23 protein-coding genes and 2 pseudogenes are annotated in these 17831 nt (G+C 39.4%); 20 read left to right on the top strand and 5 right to left on the bottom strand.

What is annotated here, in order from left to right:
• Positions 1-63: 63 nt before the first annotated feature.
• Positions 64-579, top strand: coding sequence for a hypothetical protein (locus ACFIJP_RS04360; protein WP_375625804.1), 516 nt, complete (start codon positions 64-66; stop codon positions 577-579).
• A 67-nt stretch (positions 580-646) separates the two neighbouring features.
• Here the strand turns inward: ACFIJP_RS04360 and ACFIJP_RS04365 are convergent, their stop codons facing one another.
• Together ACFIJP_RS04365 and ACFIJP_RS04370 are read right to left on the bottom strand one after the other, a co-directional pair.
• A complete protein-coding gene (locus tag ACFIJP_RS04365) occupies positions 647-940 on the bottom strand; it encodes a HigA family addiction module antitoxin (protein WP_004856691.1) in 294 nt (97 codons plus the stop codon).
• Positions 941-956: 16 nt separating this feature from the next.
• Positions 957-1238, bottom strand: a complete 282-nt coding sequence (locus ACFIJP_RS04370; RefSeq protein WP_252619286.1) for a type II toxin-antitoxin system RelE/ParE family toxin — start codon at positions 1236-1238, stop codon at positions 957-959.
• A gap of 189 nt (positions 1239-1427) precedes the next feature.
• Between ACFIJP_RS04370 and ssb the strand changes: the two genes are divergently transcribed.
• The 3 genes from ssb to ACFIJP_RS04385 are packed head-to-tail and all read left to right on the top strand — an operon-like array spanning position 1428 to position 2666.
• Positions 1428-1868, top strand: a complete 441-nt coding sequence (gene ssb, locus ACFIJP_RS04375; protein WP_375625806.1) for a single-stranded DNA-binding protein — start codon at positions 1428-1430, stop codon at positions 1866-1868.
• Positions 1868-2188 carry a hypothetical protein gene (locus ACFIJP_RS04380; protein ID WP_208437591.1) on the top strand — a complete coding sequence of 107 codons (321 nt, stop codon included), beginning with the start codon at positions 1868-1870 and terminating at the stop codon, positions 2186-2188. Before ssb ends, ACFIJP_RS04380 begins: the two co-directional genes overlap by 1 nt.
• A complete protein-coding gene (locus ACFIJP_RS04385) occupies positions 2175-2666 on the top strand; it encodes a hypothetical protein (protein WP_375625808.1) in 492 nt (163 codons plus the stop codon). The genes ACFIJP_RS04380 and ACFIJP_RS04385 overlap by 14 nt, the downstream gene beginning before the upstream one ends.
• Here the strand turns inward: ACFIJP_RS04385 and ACFIJP_RS04390 are convergent.
• Positions 2663-3175 (bottom strand): hypothetical protein, encoded by a 513-nt coding sequence (locus ACFIJP_RS04390; RefSeq protein WP_375625810.1) that lies wholly within the window; start codon positions 3173-3175, stop codon positions 2663-2665. The two genes, ACFIJP_RS04385 and ACFIJP_RS04390, sit on opposite strands and share 4 nt — an antisense overlap.
• Positions 3176-3456: 281 nt before the next feature.
• Here ACFIJP_RS04390 and ACFIJP_RS04395 point away from each other — a divergent pair, with 281 nt between their 5' ends.
• The 12 genes and pseudogenes from ACFIJP_RS04395 to ACFIJP_RS04450 all read left to right on the top strand — a co-directional run bounded on the left by ACFIJP_RS04395 (position 3457) and on the right by ACFIJP_RS04450 (position 13051).
• Positions 3457-3771 (top strand): hypothetical protein, encoded by a 315-nt coding sequence (locus tag ACFIJP_RS04395; RefSeq protein WP_375625812.1) that lies wholly within the window; start codon positions 3457-3459, stop codon positions 3769-3771.
• On the top strand, positions 3752-5077 hold the full coding sequence (locus ACFIJP_RS04400) for a PBSX family phage terminase large subunit (RefSeq protein ID WP_375625814.1): 1326 nt from the start codon (positions 3752-3754) through the stop codon (positions 5075-5077). Before ACFIJP_RS04395 ends, ACFIJP_RS04400 begins: the two co-directional genes overlap by 20 nt.
• The gene (locus ACFIJP_RS04405; RefSeq protein ID WP_375625816.1) at positions 5062-7116 is read left to right on the top strand and encodes a portal protein; all 2055 of its coding nucleotides are present in this window, start codon (positions 5062-5064) and stop codon (positions 7114-7116) included. The genes ACFIJP_RS04400 and ACFIJP_RS04405 overlap by 16 nt, the downstream gene beginning before the upstream one ends.
• An 11-nt stretch (positions 7117-7127) precedes the next feature.
• Complete coding sequence (locus ACFIJP_RS04410) at positions 7128-8039, top strand: hypothetical protein (protein ID WP_375625818.1); 912 nt, start codon at positions 7128-7130, stop codon at positions 8037-8039.
• Positions 8040-8136: 97 nt separating this feature from the next.
• Positions 8137-9277: pseudogene (locus ACFIJP_RS04415) on the top strand (N4-gp56 family major capsid protein).
• 19 nt (positions 9278-9296) lie between these two features.
• A complete protein-coding gene (locus ACFIJP_RS04420) occupies positions 9297-9755 on the top strand; it encodes a hypothetical protein (RefSeq protein WP_375625820.1) in 459 nt (152 codons plus the stop codon).
• Positions 9756-9827: 72 nt separating this feature from the next.
• Positions 9828-10526: a hypothetical protein gene (locus ACFIJP_RS04425; protein WP_375625822.1), complete on the top strand. Its 699-nt coding sequence runs from the start codon at positions 9828-9830 to the stop codon at positions 10524-10526.
• Positions 10526-11569 (top strand): annotated as a pseudogene (locus ACFIJP_RS04430) (hypothetical protein); the annotation flags it as partial. The gene ACFIJP_RS04425 and the pseudogene ACFIJP_RS04430, both read left to right, overlap by 1 nt.
• A 70-nt stretch (positions 11570-11639) precedes the next feature.
• Positions 11640-11798, top strand: a complete 159-nt coding sequence (locus ACFIJP_RS04435; protein WP_375625823.1) for a hypothetical protein — start codon at positions 11640-11642, stop codon at positions 11796-11798.
• A 13-nt stretch (positions 11799-11811) separates the two neighbouring features.
• Complete coding sequence (locus tag ACFIJP_RS04440; RefSeq protein ID WP_375625825.1) at positions 11812-12477, top strand: lysozyme; 666 nt, start codon at positions 11812-11814, stop codon at positions 12475-12477.
• The gene (locus tag ACFIJP_RS04445; RefSeq protein WP_375625827.1) at positions 12474-12701 is read left to right on the top strand and encodes a hypothetical protein; all 228 of its coding nucleotides are present in this window, start codon (positions 12474-12476) and stop codon (positions 12699-12701) included. Before ACFIJP_RS04440 ends, ACFIJP_RS04445 begins: the two co-directional genes overlap by 4 nt.
• Positions 12702-12832: 131 nt before the next feature.
• A complete protein-coding gene (locus ACFIJP_RS04450; RefSeq protein WP_375625829.1) occupies positions 12833-13051 on the top strand; it encodes a hypothetical protein in 219 nt (72 codons plus the stop codon).
• 60 nt (positions 13052-13111) lie between these two features.
• Here the strand turns inward: ACFIJP_RS04450 and ACFIJP_RS04455 are convergent, their stop codons facing one another.
• Together ACFIJP_RS04455 and ACFIJP_RS04460 are read right to left on the bottom strand one after the other, a co-directional pair.
• On the bottom strand, positions 13112-13393 hold the full coding sequence (locus ACFIJP_RS04455) for a type II toxin-antitoxin system YafQ family toxin (RefSeq protein WP_015856348.1): 282 nt from the start codon (positions 13391-13393) through the stop codon (positions 13112-13114).
• Positions 13394-13400: 7 nt separating this feature from the next.
• Positions 13401-13682, bottom strand: coding sequence for a type II toxin-antitoxin system RelB/DinJ family antitoxin (locus tag ACFIJP_RS04460; RefSeq protein ID WP_375625831.1), 282 nt, complete (start codon positions 13680-13682; stop codon positions 13401-13403).
• Positions 13683-13872: 190 nt separating this feature from the next.
• On the opposite strand from ACFIJP_RS04460, the gene ACFIJP_RS04465 reads away from it, so the two are divergent.
• From ACFIJP_RS04465 to ACFIJP_RS04480, 4 genes are all read left to right on the top strand, one after another.
• Complete coding sequence (locus ACFIJP_RS04465) at positions 13873-14307, top strand: helix-turn-helix domain-containing protein (protein WP_375625833.1); 435 nt, start codon at positions 13873-13875, stop codon at positions 14305-14307.
• 634 nt (positions 14308-14941) lie between these two features.
• The gene (locus ACFIJP_RS04470; RefSeq protein ID WP_375625835.1) at positions 14942-16105 is read left to right on the top strand and encodes a D-alanyl-D-alanine carboxypeptidase family protein; all 1164 of its coding nucleotides are present in this window, start codon (positions 14942-14944) and stop codon (positions 16103-16105) included.
• Between the two features lie 28 nt (positions 16106-16133).
• A complete protein-coding gene (gene tmk / locus ACFIJP_RS04475) occupies positions 16134-16778 on the top strand; it encodes a dTMP kinase (protein ID WP_375625837.1) in 645 nt (214 codons plus the stop codon).
• On the top strand, positions 16775-17818 hold the full coding sequence (locus ACFIJP_RS04480) for a DNA polymerase III subunit delta' (protein WP_375625839.1): 1044 nt from the start codon (positions 16775-16777) through the stop codon (positions 17816-17818). Before tmk ends, ACFIJP_RS04480 begins: the two co-directional genes overlap by 4 nt.
• Positions 17819-17831: the final 13 nt, after the last annotated feature.

Consider the following 17831-nt stretch of genomic DNA (forward strand, 5'->3'; position numbering starts at 1 on the left):
TGCTGATCATTTTACGATTAGATATGCATTTAAATCGACAAAAAGGTACCACAGGAAATAAATATGTTTACAGATAAGCAGCTAAGAGCCTTGTTTGGCATTATAACTTTTATATTTATATGTTTTTTAGGAATTAAAAAAAATCTTTACTTTATTCAGAGTATTTTGACATTCGCATCTGTTTCTTTGGTAATAGTCACAACGGTTTTTGCAATTTTATGCAATTCCAATACTCCTTCTGAATTGCAAAACAACCCAAAATACAAATGCGGAAATACAACAGGTTGGGTGAAACTAACACGTGATTTACAACAGTATATGCATAGACTTTTAAAGCTAATAAGTTTAGCGCTTTTCGTTTTAATTTTCCCAAATAGTTATAAGGAAACGGTCTCTTTACCTATTATTTCTAAGTACGTGGAGTACAAGCTTTCTTTTTCATTAGATACTATACTTTGGTACTCAGATATTGCTCTTTGGTATTCCTTTTTAGTTTGTGTATTGTTTCTTATGTTACATACACGCAGTTTAATAAATATATCTATTTACACACTACAGTGCTCAGTTAAAAAGCCATAGTAAAATTTCCGAACGTTTATAGATAAAATCAACAAGAGCATAAAAAACTATCGTGGGCTGCTTGATTTTAAAGATGCCCTACTTGCTCTAAAGGTGAAATATGTGGGATTGGGCTGTTATGCCGAGCTTGCCACAAATCATGCTTTTGTTGCAATTTAAGCCAGAATTCCGCATCATTTAAACCCGCTTTTTCTAACCGTAAAGCTAAGTTAATGCTAATCGCTGCATGACAGTTTAAGACGCGGGATAAAGTTAAACGTGCAACGCCAAGACGATTTGCAGCTTCTGTTACTGTTAACCCTAATTCATCAAGCAATTCTTCTTTCAAAATGCCGCCAGGGTGTGGAGGATTGTACATCATAATAACACCTCAAAACTCAATGGTAATCTTGATAATCAACCAGTTCAACGTCTGTCCCAATGAAACGAAAGGTAACACGCCAATTTCCATTGACACGCATTGACCAGTAACCTTTTAAATCGCCCGTAAGCGCATGTAGACGATACGATTTAAGAGTAACTTGTTCAGGCGCGGATATTGTATCTAAAATTACTAAAATGTTTGCTAATTTTTTAGCATGCGCGGGTTGTATGCCTTTGCAGACTCCTCTTTCAAAGAATAATTTCAACCCTTTATGCTTAAAACTAACGATTGCCATATATACCCTCTTGATACTTGATACTATACACCATGCATTTATGTCAATTGATTATTTATCAAAGAGCGCTTTAAGACATAATTTTATATGTTAAAAAACAATAATATCCTTTTGAAATAATTGAAAAAATATGCAAATCATGCTAGGATTTTGCATGTATTAAAATACAAATTTAAGGTAAGAAAAAACATGCTAAATAAAGTGATGTTAATCGGGCGTTTAGGTGCTGATCCCGAAAGCAAAACAATGAATTCTGGAGCAGAAATAGTCAATTTTAGTATAGCGACTTCTGAGAGCTATACGGATAAAAATACTCATCAAAAAGTAGAGAAAACTGAATGGCATTCAGTTGTGATTTTTAATCCACATTTGGCAAAAATTGCACTTCAATATCTAAACAAAGGTTCAAAAGTTTACGTAGAAGGAAAATTACAGACACGCAAATGGCAAGATAAAAATGGGCATGACCGTTACACAACAGAGATTGTTTTACCGCAATTCAAAGGCGAGTTAAAGCTCTTAGACGGAAAAAATAATGATAATCAAGAGCCATTATCTTCTTATGACAGAAGTTTCCAGCAACCTCTTGATACGCCTCATACTGTTATAAATGATGAGGTTCCTTTTTGATGTTAATGAGTCAATCCAATTCTTTGCAAATAATTATACAGAATAATATGCTTATGCAACAAGCGTTGTTAGAGAATAAAGGTAATGATGTACCTGCTACTGGTTTTGAAATAGCAATAATCATTGTATTTATGTTGACATTGGTTGTATTCGTTTGGGGGCTGGCTAATGATAAAATAAAGATAAGTGTACTAACTATAATTATAGGTCTCTCTTTATCCACGTGGTTATTTATTTTGGATAAAGAAACATGTTTAGCATCAGATAAAATTGGGCAAGATATTAGACAGACATTTGGGGGTATAAGTGAAAAAAAATAAAAAGAAAGATGCTTACATTTCACAAGTGAAAGTACGTCAAGATTCTGTTAATCAATTGGCAATTGAAATGCGTGCTAAACGCTTTGGTTTGACTATTGAAGAGGCTAAAAATCCGCTTGCTGGTACTTATGTTGGGCGGCTTTGTTTGCAAGGTGTGCTTACTCAAGACCAGTATGATGCTGCGCAAAAATATCTTGAAGTGAAAAATGACTATTTGTGTGCAAAAGGTTTACCAAGCGCTGTTTATGACGAAATACCATCATCTTCTGATGACAAAGCAAGAGAAAAATGGGTTGAATTTGCAACAGAGCAGTTTTCTAATATGCAAGAGGCGATAAAAGAAACACAACATCTCTATAGACAGTATAATCTTTATGCAGCAATGCAATATCTTGTTGTAGAAGACCAAACATTACCACATCTTGTGAATTCATTGCGGGTCGCTCTTAACGCGCTTCATAAATATTTTGATTGTTAGACAATTTTCCAAATAAATTTGATCAACGCTATAAACGCTATAAGACAAATTAATATCAATGCTATAATCGCTACGATTCCTACAATTTCATCTAAATTTTCTATTATAGTAATAAAAATACCAATAAAAATTAACACTCCTAAAAATGCTATTCCTATTACAGGATAAAACACAAAAACTGCCGACCCAGCCGCCCAAGCCGCTGTTTGGAATTGGAGGGATAAGAGCTCATAAAATGCGCTGTCAATATTTTCATCTTTTAAACTTAGCTTTTCTTCTCTTGCACATGCACTTAGTATCAAAAGATACGATACAAATGCTACAAATATTGGTACAATTAATTTATCTTGTTGTTGATTGTCTAATCCGAAGGGATTAAAAGCAAGTATCATAAGACTAATTATAGCAAAGAACGGTAAAAACAAAATTAGTGTAAATGTCTTTTTAATTCTGCATAAAGCAGCTTTTTTGAAAAATAACATTAATTCCCCCCACTTTTTGCTAATCAATAATTTAGTGCTTCCGTATAATTGATTCGTTGAGATAATACAATTGTGAGTGGTTGGTTGTTAAAGACACTAGATTTAGGTGAAAAAAATAAAAAATACACAATATAGTGATTTTTTTGTTGACAGGATATGAAAAATAGTGTTTTATGGCGTTGCTGTACTAGTCGAGTTGCGTCTAGAATTACGGTAAAGGTATAACCTTTCTTATAAGTTTATCTGATTGTTCAGAGCCCTGCTTTTGCGGGGTTTTTTTATTGTCTTGTTTACAAAAAGAAACACACATGAAAACCACTGAAAAACTTGCAAAAAGAACGCCACCAAAGGCAGGTCAAGGGCGGGTAAAAGGCGTGCCAAATAAAACGACACGTATTTTGAAAGAAGCAGTGCTTAAGGCAGCAGAGCGCGCTGGTAAGAAATATGGTGATGATGGTTTGATCTCTTATCTCGAAAAACAGGCAATCAAATGTCCCGCTGCTTATCTGTCATTGTTGGGGAAGATTTTGCCTCTTCAAGTGACAGGTGAAGATGGCGGGGCGATTAAGATGATAACGCGTGTGGAAATCGCGCCTTTAGTTCATGACAACACGACAGATTAATATTGTTCCAAAGCTTATACCGATTTTTACAGGTAAGGCTTTGGTGCGTGCGGCTTGGGGAGGGAGAGGGTCTGGAAAGACAAGATCATTTGCCTTGATGGCTGCTTTAAAAGGCTATCAATTTGGTAGGAGAGGGATATCAGGCACTATACTTTGTGCACGTCAGTTTCAAAACTCGCTAGCAGAAAGTTCATTGGAGGAAATTAAACGCGCCATTGAAGCGCATGACTTTTTAAAGGACTATTACAAGGTTGGGGAGTCGTCGATTAAATCGATAGATGGTCGTATAGCCTTTCAGTTTTCTGGTCTGGACCGGAATATTGCAAGTATCAAGTCTATGGGGCGTATTTTGCTTTGTTGGGTTGATGAGGCGGAGCCGGTTACAGAGACGGCTTGGCAGACGCTTATACCGACTTTGCGAGAAGAAGGAAAAGATTGGAATGCAGAATTATGGGTGACATGGAACCCGTTGCGAGAGAATGCCCCCGTTGAGAAGCGGTTTCGCTTTTCAGACAATGAGGCAATCAAACGTGTTGAGATCAACTGGTCAGACAATCCGAAGTTTCCCAAGATCTTGAATGAAGCACGACTTGATGATCTGAGAAACCGTCCAGAGACCTATAAGCATATCTGGGAAGGGGATTATCTTACAGCGGTTCAAGGTGCTTATTATCAAAAGGAAATGTTGGCAGCTGAGCAAGAGGGGCGGATAGGGCGCGTTGCGCGCGACCCCTTGATGCAAATACGTGCTTTTTGGGACATTGGGGGCACGGGTGCTAAGGCAGATGCAACAGCGATATGGATAGCGCAATTTGTTGGACGAGAGATCAGAGTGCTTAATTATTACGAAGCACAGGGACAGCCGTTATCAGAGCATATAGGCTGGTTGCGTCAAAATGGTTATGAGAAGGCATTGATGGTTTTGCCCCATGATGGTGCGACCAGAGACCGTGTGCACAATGTGAGTTTTGAGAGTGCTTTAAATGATGCGGGTTTTGAAACGCAAGTGATCCCTAATCAGGGGGCAGGGGCGGTTAAGATGCGTATAGAGGCGGTGCGGCGTATTTTGCCTTCTGTTTGGTTCAATGAAGAGATGACGGTAGCAGGGCGCAAAGCACTGAATTGGTATCACGAGAAATGGGATGAGAAGCGCGGCATTGGTTTGGGTGCAGAGCATGATTGGTCGAGCCATGGGGCGGATGCCTTTGGTTTAATGTGCATTGTCTATGAAGCACCAAATGTCAAACCCAAGCAAGAGCGTTATTGCACTATGGAAAGAGAAGCGGCATCATGGATGGCATTCTAGATCAAGACTTTCAAAAAACGACAATCCTCGATGAATATGAAATCTATAAGCGTTTAAAGTCTTGGTACGCAGAAGATATTGAACATGTTAATGAATGGCGTGAACAGGCGCGTGAAGATTTTGATTTTTATAATGGTCGTCAATGGGCGGAAGAAGATCTTGCGGTTTTGAAAACACAACGCCGTCCTGTCATGACTTTTAACCGCATTGCACCCCTTGTGAATGCTATTGTTGGGGCGGAGCGTAATAATAAGCGCGAAGTACAGTTTCAACCACGGCAAATGGGAGCAGCAATACCCAATGAATTGCTTACTGGAGCAGCAGAATGGTTTCGTGATGAGGCAGAGGCGGAATATGCCGATTCCGATGCTTTTCAGGATATGGTTATTTGCGGTATGGGCTGGACAGATACGCGGCTTGATTATGATACAGATCCCGAAGGGATACCTGCTGTTCAACGTTTAGATCCCTTAAAAATGGTTTGGGATGCCAATGCTGTAAGACCAAATCTCATTGACGCACAGCGTATGTGGTATGTTGATCGCAAATCCGTTGAGGATGCTAAAAGTCTTTTTCCTGATGTTGCTGTTGAAGATCTTAACGCCGATTGGGCTATCGATAGTACAACCGCTTCTGAGGATTCTCATGTGTCGCTTGATGCGTATCAAGATGACTCCAATGCGGACTCTCTCGCAGAGCCGTGTTCTGGAAAACGCTATGTTACGCTGGTTGAATGCCGTTGGTTTGAATATGAGACCACTTACAAGGCGCCCGATATTCAAACGGGTCAGATGCGCAACTATAGCAAACAGGAGTTTGAACAGCTTCAAAGGATCATGCCACAGTTACAAGGCGCACGCTTTAATAAAAAAGTGGTGAGACGCGCTTTTCTGGGACGACGTCTTTTAAGCCAGCCCGATAAGCCATTAGCACCTGATGGGCAACTTGGGTGGGAGTGTATCACGGGCACGCTGGATAAGCTTAAAAACCAGTTTTACGGGATTGTTCGCCCCGCAAAAGATCCACAAAAATGGTCGAATAAATATTTTAGCCAAGTGATGTATATCCTTAATAGCCAGTCTAAGGGCGGCTTGATGGCAGAACGAGGCGCTTTCGATGATGATCGCCAAGCCATGGAAAGCTGGGCGCGAACGGATACGATTACTTGGGTTAAAAATGGCGCGCTTACAGGAGGGAAAATTCAACCAAAGCCAAGTGCACAATTTCCCAATGGATTTTTCCAGCTGTTTAATGAATCGCGTGAAGCGATAACACATGTAACAGGGTTATCGGCAGAATTTATTGGAACACGGGAGGTTAATCAAGCGAATGTTCTGGAAAATACACGCCGGCAATCAACGCTTAATTTGCTTGCAGGTTTATTTGATAATCTCAAGCTTTATCGGTGCAGACAAGGAAAAATTATCCTTTATCTTATCCAGAATTATCTCTCTGATGGGCGTCTGGTACGTATTTCTGGACAAGAGAATGCCCAATATGTTCCATTAACACGTGAAGCTGTCACAACGCTTGAATACGATATTATTGTTGATGATTCACCGACAAGCCCCAATGAAAAAGAGAAAACTTTTGCGGCAATTACGCAGATGTTGCCGTTACTTGGTGGTTTCTTAACACCGGAGATGATTCCAGATCTTTTAAAGCTTTCCCCACTACCGGCAACATTGGTAGCAAATTTAACGGCAAAAGCACAGCAGGCACAACAAGAACAACAGCAACAACAGATGATGCAACAAAGCCAAGGGGCGCAATTAACTCCAGAGCAACAAGCAAAGATTGCTGTTTTACAGCAGGAAGCGCAAGCAAAGAGTACACTCTATCAACTTGATGCGCAGCAGAAACAAGCGGCATTGCAGCAGAAAAATATCGAACTTTTTTTAAAACAAGAACAAGCACGCATGCAGCTTGAGTTGCAACAGGCAAAAAATGAGATAGCGCAGCGTGATTTAGAACGCAAAGCTTTACAAGCACAGTTGGAACACTATCGAGTTTTGACAAAAAATATAATAGCACATTGAAGGAACAGAATATGGAAGAAGAGTTTACTCTTGAAGAACAAGCAATCTATGATGAACATTTTGCCAGCGATAATGCTGTTGAGTTGGTCGAGCCTGAACAAGTTGAGGAAGTTTTTGATGCAGAGGAAAGTTCTGAACAGCCAGCTGTAGAAGCACTTCAAGAGCAGCCAAATTCTGATGTAATAGAATCTGATAAACTAGAGCAGGAGCGGCAAGCACGCCAAAAGGCAGAACAAAGCGCCATTGAAGCGCGTGAATTGGCTATTGAACTTGCGCAAAAATATGCCGCAATGCAGGAAGAAATCGCGCGCCGCCGTGAGGAAAATGTTCCCTCCCTAGAAGACGACCCAAAAGCACATTTTGCATGGCTTAGTCATAAGGTACAAGAACAACAGAAATTGCTTGATGAGTTTTCTCATATGAGAGAGAGCCAAGAGCGCATGAGTCAAGAGGAATATGAACGCCAAAAGTTGGGGGATTATTTCGAGGAAGCCAAAGCGCAAGTACAAGATAAATATCCAGATTTAGACAGTATCACGGACTATCTCTATGAAAGAGCAGACAGTGTCTTACAAGCGCAAGCAAGCCTTTATCCGCAATGGAAAGACCCAGAGGCACGGCAACAGCAAATTGGTGCTGAATTGCGCCAAATATGCCAGCAGTGTCAGAAAGCCGGTATAAATCCAATTGAGGTGCTGGTGCAAAAAGCAAAAGCTTTTGGCTATAGTGGAGCGCCAGTTAAGGACGAAGTGGGAGCCCTTCAAGAGCGCTCTCAAGCAGCGCGGACGCTTACAGCGCGCGGCGGACAAGTTCCAACCGGCGGTATGGATGTGAGAACGCTCTTTTCCATGCCAGAAGCCGAATTTGCTGTATGGGTTGAGAAAAATCCCGAAAAATTTGAACAAATTATGAGCAGAGCGTGAGATGTGCGTGGTGACGCGACAGAGAGAACCAAGTGATTGTTATCGTTTGGGGGTGCCGCAAGGCGAGTTTTAAAAACCAAGAAAGGCATTGATTGAAATGGCAGTAACACAGGTAAATCTTAATGACCCATTAGCCGTTGGCGTTTGGGCTAAGATGCTAAACACAGAAACTTCAAAAGCGTTGCCCATTGCACCGCTGATGGGAAAAGGCAAAAACAGCATTATTCAAGTATTGGATATGCTAGGAAAATCCGCTGGTGACTCTGTGACGAGCGGATTACGCGTCCAACTTATGGGGGATGGCGTTAGCGAGGGACAAACGCTGGAAGGCAATGAAGAAGCACTCCAATTTATGAATGAAACGGTGCGCATTAACGAGCTTTCTCATGCTGTACGCGTAAAATATGAAGGCACCATTGATCAACAACGTGTTTTATTTAATTTACGAACAGAAGCAAAAGATGGGCTTGTTGATTGGTATGCAGATCGCTTAAGTTTGATGTTCTTCATTCAGGCAGCAGGTTATACAGCACCATGGATTCACTTCGAAGGACGCACCATAACCCTTAAACCCGTACATTATGGTTTTAATGCTCCATTAGAGCCAAGCAAACTGCGTGTTATTCGTGCCAATAAGAAAAAGACTGATGAAGAACTTACAAAAGACGATGTTTTTACATTAGATCTTATAGATCGGGCTGTTGAACGCGCTAAACTCGCTAATCCACGTTTGCGCCCTGTTCGTGTTGATGGAAAATCGGCATATGTGATGTATCTCCACCCAACACAGGTGACCTAATTGCGTACCAATACAAAGAGTGGTCAATGGTTAGACATTACCAAGGCAGCTTATGATGGCTCTGGAGCTAAGAACCCAATTTTTAATGGTTCTTTAGGGATGTATAATGGTGTCATTTTGCGTGAAGCTGAACATGTCCCCAATGGTATCAATTCAAAGACTCAAGAGCCTGTAACATCTGTTCGCCGTGCTGTGTTGCTTGGTGCGCAAAGTGTTATCATGGCTTATGGGCGCGTTGGCAATGGAGCAACAGGAGGTGATGGGAAAGGGGGAACACGCTATAAACTTGTTGAAGAACTGTTTGATTATCAACGTGAATTTGGGGTTGCAGCTAAAACCATTATCGGCATGAAAAAATCACGCTACACCTTGCCTCATTCTGATCAAGGGGGACAAGACTTTGGCGATTGTTATCCCTTCTTTTGCTGAAGCAAGCTAATTATTAAAGGATGACAATTATGGCAGAAAAATCGCTAATTACACAGGAACCTGTTGAACCTGTTGAACCCGTTGAGACTGTTGAGACCGTTGGCATGATAGATGAGGGATTGCCACCTGTTTTGCAAGGACGCAACAACTCTACGCAGCAGGTTAGTTTTTTACGGGCGCGTATTAAATGTACATACCAAGGGTTGATAACGAAAATTGGTGTTCTACCCCGAGGGGCTTTTATCAAAAGTATTACAGCTTATACCATGGAGGATTTTGAAGATGTAACAGCTACATTTGGAAAAGAGCCTCATGGTAATAATTATGGAGATGTAGGGCTTACGCAATCTACCAATGGCAATGTGTACATACCCATGGAGGAACGAGATGTTCCATTAGAAGCTGAAAATACGATTTACATGACACGAGACAAGCAAAGCACCAAAGGTGATGCTGAGGTGATTGTTGAGTTTTACACCAATCGTTAAAGGCAAGGGGGCGTTTATTGCTTGCGTCCCCCTACCATACAAGATGCCCCAAGACATTTGGAAGAGGGTGATATGACAATAATAGTACAGACAGGTGGTCCGATTGGAGACAAACAGACCATTGCTCCTTGGGATAAAAATTTTATCCAGATGTTAAACGATATTCAGGATGAAATAGATGATCAAACAGATGAGTATGTTGATCAAGTGCAAAGGGCGATATTTTCGGCTATTCGCTTTTGTGAACGATTGCCTTTTTATTTCAATGAAAGCCGTGAAATTGTTTTCACCACTCTAAAGGGCAAAAGCCGTTATGGCGCAGAGGCACATTCCTCTATAACAGGGGCTGTTCGAATTGTTGATGCTTATATTTATGAGGATAATCATAGCAAATCAAAGCTTTTGCATGGGGACGCGCTCTTCATTGAGAGCCTTGAGGATGACTCTCACCATGGCATGCCTACGCGCTATGCCTATTTTGAACAAAAGTTTGTCTTGTATCCAACACCAGACCGAGTTTATTCCATAAGGCTTATTCTTGATCCTGTGAGAATAAAAGACATTGAGAGCGCACAAGAAGCGTCCATATGGTTTTGTGAAGCCTATGAATTGATCAAAACCCGCGCAAAATATGAAATTTATACCAATATTATTAAAGAACCACAGATGGCAGCGGCAGCTTTTGCCATGTTTCAAGAGCAACTCGATGCGCTTCAAATTGAAACATCACGGCGCAAGAATTTGTTAAAAATTCAACACACGGATTTCTGATGACCTTTATTCCTATTGCTGAGTATAGACCAGATGTTGCATTTATTAATAGTGGTTATTCTAGTGAGATCGTGAACGTTTTACCTGCACCAAATTCGTATATTCCGTTTCCCATTGTAGCGCCGGTCTCAGATCCTTTTCCGGATGTGATTTTGGGGGTCTATGCGGTGCGCTCATTGGGTGGTGTGCGCATCATTGTGGGTGCCCCAACAAAGCTTTATGAATATGACAACAGCACGCGCGGCTGGAAAGACATTAGCAAACCTCACACACAATATCACGCCAATGAGACTGCACTTTGGTCTTTTGCCGCCTTTGGTGATCATATCATTGCTGTTAATAGCAATGACCCACCACAAATGCTTTCGTTAAAAACGGATGAAAGGTTTTGTGATTTGAGTGGTAATCCCCCGCGTGCTGGACTTGTGCGTGTGTGGGGTGATTTTGTTTGCCTGATGCAATTAACAGATAAGCCAAACCGTGTTCAGTGGTCAGGTTTGAATGATGCGACACATTGGACGGTTGGGGAGAAAAGTTGCGATTATCAAGATTTTCCCGATGGAGAATATGTTCAAGGGTCTACGGAATCAACAAATCCACTTATTTTTATGCGCTCCGCCATTTATCACGCAACCTTTGTACCAGGCTCTAAAATTATATTCAGTTTTGCAAAAATAAAAGACAAAATAGGTGCGAAAAGCAGCACAGCAATTGCAAGCCGTGGAGACTGTACTTTCTTTGCATCTGATGATGGTTTTTATCAAATCAACAGTGCTGGTGAAATGCTTCCTATTGGCTTTGGAAAAGTCGATAAAACTATCTTCACACTTTACAATAACTTTGCCATTGATGAGATGAGGGCATGTATTGATCCGGTCTATTCTCGTGTTTATTTTTCTATCAATGATAACACCGAAGGGATGCATATTTATGTTTATGATTGGCTCTTACAAATATGGAGTGTCATTAAGGGGCAAAACCTTCTCTTATTTCCCCTTTTTGCAGCCGGTTATACATTAGAAGGCTTAGACGAAGTACAAGAGAGCTGGTACCGGTGGAAGTTCGTTTCTTGGCGGCGGCGGCGGCGGTGGTGGTCAATGCAAGGGTTCTATCATGGGGCAAGGTGGTGAGAGTTACAAAGGTGGTAACGGTGGTAGAGGTGGTAAAGAATGCGGCGGCGGCGGCGGTGGATATTTTGATGGGAAACACGGAAGCGACAAAATTGGCGGCGACGGTGGTGACGGAGCAGTACTCATAAAGGTATATTTATAAGGTGAATTGAACAATGGCACGGAAAATAAGTAAAGACTGTTTATACTGTTTAAAAAAGTGGGAAGGTTTGCGCTTGCAGGCTTATCAAGATACTTCTGGCATATGGACGATTGGTTATGGTCATACGAAAAAAGCCGGTCAACCAACAGTTGTTGAGGGTATGGTGATTACGGAAAAAAAAGCCGAAACCATGCTTTTAGCAGATTTGCAGCAATATGAGAGAGCGGTAGAAAAAGCAGTTTGTGTGAATTTAAGCGATGAACAGTTCGGCGCTCTTGTTTCCTTTTGTTATAATGTGGGTATTGCAGCTTTCCAAAACTCTACATTGCTTAAAAGGCTTAATCGGGGGGATTATGAAGCTGTACCAACCGAATTGCAGAAATGGACCAAAGCGGGAGGCAAGCGTTTACAAGGTCTTGTACACCGGCGTGTAGCAGAGGCAGGGTTGTGGGCGAAAGGGGCTTATGTTTCCTCCAATTATCAAACAGTAGAAACGCAAGCACCAACGGGGGTTTTCAAAGCAGAAGCATTGGCACCGATTATTGGTTCTTTCTCAGGTCTTGGTGGATTTTTAGCGGGCAATGGACCCATTCAATGGGCTTTGGCAACCATTATGGTTTTAGCCGCATGTACTGGCATTTTCTTTGTTGCTAAACGCTTTCAGGAGCACCGCCTATGATCTTATGGATGAAAAGAAATCTGATGATAACAGGCGCGGCTTTAGCCGCTTTTTTTATAATTTTAGCAAGAGCTTTTACTCTTGGGAAAAAAGCAGAGCAACAAAAGCAAACAGAAAAAGCTTTAAAAGCAGCCACAACACGGCTTGAGGTGGAAAGTGAAGTTAATCAAAAAAGTGATGCTGATGTGCGTGCTGCTCTCTCTCACTGGTTGCGCGACAAATAAATATGTTTTTTCTTGTGTTGGTTGGTTACCTATTTATTTAAGCCGACAAGATCTGAACACCATTAGCTCAAACTTAGCAAGAGAGATCTTAAAGCATAACAAGCAGGGTCAACGCTTGTGTGGGTGGAAACATGGCTAGAAAAAAAACACAAGACGATATAGAGCTTACAGAAGCAGAAAAAGAAATGCTTCAAGAAATGATCATCACCTATCAAAGCGTGAAAATGATGTCTCGCTTGATGAAGTGGATAGCATTTTTTCTTTTTTTGCTTATCCTTGATTTTGCACGTCTCATGGACGCGCTAGATAATGTCATTGCACATTTAAAGCATTGGTTTTCAAAGAACTGAACAACTGTCATAAAAGAAAAAAATGCGTAAAATTCTTTTTACTATGAATTGAAGATCCAATTATAAACGCAGTTCAGAATGGGAACCAAGTCGTAAAAGCTCTAGTGTTTTGGCATCTGGCTTTCGATAGATCAAAACTAAATCGGGCTTTATGTGACAATCACGACAATTGCGCCACTGACCTGTTAGTGCATGATCTCTCCAATGCGCCTTTAGCGGTTCATTCTCTGCTAACGCTTGGACCACAAGCAGCAAATCCTCCTCTAGTGCATTAGCATATTTACCTTTGCTTTCACGTTTAAGGTCACGGCGGAATGAACGCGTATAGACAATTTCCCGCATAGCAAACTTAGGTTTGCTTTTCAGATTTACGCGCTTGGGTTCTATCTGCGCGTATCATGGTCCTTAAGCCGTCTAATGATGTACGTTCGACGCGTCCCATTTCGGCATCCTCGATAGCTTGTAATGTTTCCATATTTGGTTGGAATAGATCAAGTGGTAATGCTCTATCTCTAGCAATGCGGGTCATAAACATGCGTACTGCATCTGATATAGTTAAACCCGTAGACTTAATAACTGCACTTGCAATTTCTTGAACTTCATCAGGTATGCGGGCTTGAATTTTTCCCATTGCTAAATCTCCTACTTAATTGTACTACAATGTACTACATTTCAAGCTTATGTCAAGAGATTTATCCGTCATGCCATACAACCTTGTGTATTAAGGAGGGTAGGAAGTCAATTTTTAAAAGGAGCTAACCAAAACCTAAGAATTTCTGCTAGAATCATGAGAGAGCTTCTTTTTTAATAGGATTTTTTAGATGCCAACACCATTTGGTAAAACCTTACGCAAACTTCGCATTGATCATTCAGAACGCCTTTTAGATATGGCTAAAAAATTAGATATATCTGTAGCATTTTTATCATCTATAGAGATTGGAAAAAAGTCTGTTCCTGTAGGACTGGAGGAAAAGGTAATTGAACTCTATGCTTTAGATCAAGAGGTAGCAGAAATTTTGAGAAGAGAATCAGATGCTTGTCGTAAAAGCTTCACTATAAAGCCTTCTGATACATTCAGATGTGAAGCTGTTGGTATGTTTTCTAGACTGATAAACATTATTTCACAAGAAGATTTAGAACTATTAAAAAAATTATTAGAGAAAGCTGGCAAAAAGAATGCGCTTTGTAAAGGAAAGTGTGAAAATCCTATTCCCGAACCTAATTATATGGTCCCTAACCTTAAAAAATATAAATAAAATCAATATATTATTGCAATTAAATTTAAGATTCGAATTCAGGTACTTATTCAAAAGGGACATATTTTAACACGCTACAAGCCTATTTTACGATAGAGCCTGTGAATGGTATGATTGGTAACGCCTTTAGACATCACTATCTTTACACTTATGAAGATATAAACCGCCACCATCGTACATTTTGCAAGCCTCCAATTTTTTGTGCGATAATTTTTAATACTTGTCATGTTTATAAGAAGTATTTTTACTCTCTTTTTAATAAATTTTATTCATATACGAACCTTACTTATGACGCGTAAGCAAGCTATTTTATTAAATTCAATATAAGAGGAAATATAACGAAGGAATCTTACAGTATTTTTAATAATATAAAATTTAAAATATTGTAATTTATTATAATAAACAATGTACTATAAATATAAAACAACAAATAAAAAATATTTTTTCTTTCATGCTTTAAAATATTAAAATCAACTTAGATGTAAGATAAAAAGTGCATCATATTACTTTTGCTAACGCTGAATAAAAATAAAATCTTTTCTTTGGTTGTCAATAATTCCTCAATTTGCAGAAATAAAAAAGTTTTTTCCTATATAAGATTCTTTATGTTGATCTTTGGGATGGGAGGAGAGCTATGTATACAACATTAAGGATCTTATTGACTTTATGGGGAATATTGGCATTTGACACGTGGGGGAGAGCAGAAGTTTTTCAAATTTCTGCATCACAATTGTTGTTACTCGATGATGATACAGGGACAATACTTTATGAAAAACAAAGTGATATTCCTTTTTTTCCTGCTTCATTAGCAAAATTGATGACAGTAGAAGTTGTATTTCATCACTTAAAGAAGGGATTGTTAAAGAGTACGCAGAAATTCAAGGTAAGTGAAAATGCTTGGCGTAAAGGTGGAGCACCTTCCGGTACAACCACTATGTTTGCAAAGATAAAGACAGAAATCAGTGTTTCTGATCTTTTACGTGGTTTAATTATTATGAATGGAAATGATGCTGCTATTATTCTTGCTGAAGGAATATCTGGACATGAGTCCCATTTTGCAAAACTGATGAATCAGCGCGCGAAAGTAGTCGGATTATCTCAAAGTCATTTTGTTAACGCAACAGGGCTACCCGAAGAGGGACAATTTGTAACCGTGCGTGATATGATTATATTAGCACGTCATATTGTTCAGGAATATCCGGATTATTATGCACTTTATCGTGAGCCTCATTTTACGTGGAATAATATTTTTCAACGTAATAAAAACCCTCTTATTTCTAAGGAAATTGGTGTAGAAGGATTTGGTTTTGGCTACAGCGAAAAAGAAGGATTTTCAATGGTTGCCACCATTTCTAAAAATCATCGACGTCTTTTTTTAGCACTCAATGGTTTGCAAGATGGTAAAAAATATACAAAAGAAATAGAACACATTCTTCAATGGGGAATGACAGCATTTGATCTCAAAACGATTTTCACAAAAGAAGAAACGATTGGTCGTGCTTCTGTTTATGGTGGTAAGCAAAATTTTGTTCCACTCATTGTTAAAAAACCAATAAGTTTTATGCTTTCGAATGAAAAAAAAGTAAATGTTAAAGCAAAAATTAAATATCATGGTCCGTTGAAAGCTCCCATCGTTTTTGGGCAATCAGTTGGCGTTATTCAAATTTTAGAAGATAAAAAGGTTCTTCTGGAAAAACCTGTTTTTGCCGGAATGAATGTTCAGGAAGGAAGTTTCTTTGCAAAAGTAAAAAATGCATTCTATGAAATAACAATTGGATGGTTACGGAAATATTTGTAGTTACGTGCTAATAAGGTTAAGGTCATACGTGTCGGGTTATTTTATTACATTTGAAGGAGGGGACGGGGTAGGAAAAACGGTGCAGATTTCTTTACTTGCTGAGTTTCTCTCTCACCAAGGTTATGATGTTGTTACAACACGAGAACCAGGAGGAACGCTAGGAGCAGAAGCAATCCGGTATATTTTGTTGTCGGGGCAAGCGCAACAGTATGGACCGTTGATTGAAGCTGTTTTGTTTACAGCTGCACGTGTCGACCATGTTACCGAGTTTATCGCGCCTTCTTTGCAAAAAGGTAAAATCGTTTTATGTGACCGCTTTATTGATTCTACACGCGTTTATCAAGGACTCAATAATACAGTCAGTTCTTCTCTTCTTGCTGTTTTAGAGTGTATTGCACTCAATGGTATCTTGCCTCATTTAACATTTTTATTAGATATGCCAGCAATGTGTGGTATGAAACGTGCAAATTTACGAAGAAAAGAAACAGAAGAAATTGATTATTTTGAAAAAGATCAGTTGGAAATTCAAGAACAAAGGCGTCAAGCTTTTCTTCAGTTGGCCAAACAGGAACCCCATAGATTTCGAGTCATTGATGCCACTGGCTCAGTGGAAGTCGTTGCACATCAAATAAAAAATATTTGTCATCAGGTATTGTTGGATCAGCTTTCATGAGTAATGTAAATATCTCACGCCAATATGATGATATTGATACAATTTTATCACCATCCCAGAATGATGTTGTTTTTGGTCATGAGGATGTTCGTCATTTTTTGACACAAATGCTTAAAGAAGAGCGTTTGCATCATGCATTATTATTTGAAGGAGAATATGGGATTGGAAAGGCTACATTAGCCTTTCATCTTGCTTGGAACATTTTAAGTTCTCAACAGGGGGCTTTCTTGAAACCCGATCCTTATTCTACTCCATGGCGCCAAATTACACAAGGAAGTCACCCTGGTCTTTTGTATATTTCACGTCGATTTGATGTAAAAACGCAAAAGTTTAAAACAGGAATACTCGTTGATGATATCCGTGATATTATGCATTTTTTAAGCCGAACATCGCAAGATAATGGATGGCGTATTGTTATTATTGATTCTGCAGATGATATGAATAGAAATGCAGCAAATGCAATTCTCAAAATACTTGAAGAACCACCTACAAAAACGTTATTTGTTATTATCGCGCATTCTTCCGGAAAATTGCTTCCAACAATCCATTCACGGTGTCAAAAAATTTCTTTCCGTCCGTTGAATAACGATGAAATGAAAAAAGTTATTACACATATTTTCGCCAATCAGGATTTACCTGATGAGAAAACAATTGAAACGATTATTAAAAAATCCGAAGGAAGTCCTCGAAAAGCCGCTTTACTTATTTGCCATGGCGGACTTGAAATTATTAAAACAATTGATGCTCTCCTAGAGAAACCTGTTTGTAACGCAACGATTGTACATACTCTTGCACAAACATTTTCATCTGTTTCTTCTACATTCCAATTTCAACAATTTTGTGATGAAATTCTTAATAAAATTCAAAAAAAAGCTATCATACTTGTTGAAAAGGGAGACTTATTTCTCTCAAAAAAATATGCGGAAAAATGGCAAGAGATTCATCAAGAAATAGAGGAAATACAACTGTTTAATCTCGATAAAAAGCAGTTTGTTATTAACTTACTTTTTAAAGTTCATAAGATTATTCATGAGGATTAGTTTTTCCGTGACA

The sequence above is a fragment of the Bartonella sp. MU37NMGALS genome (assembly GCF_042194015.1).
GTDB lineage: Bacteria > Pseudomonadota > Alphaproteobacteria > Rhizobiales > Rhizobiaceae > Bartonella > Bartonella grahamii.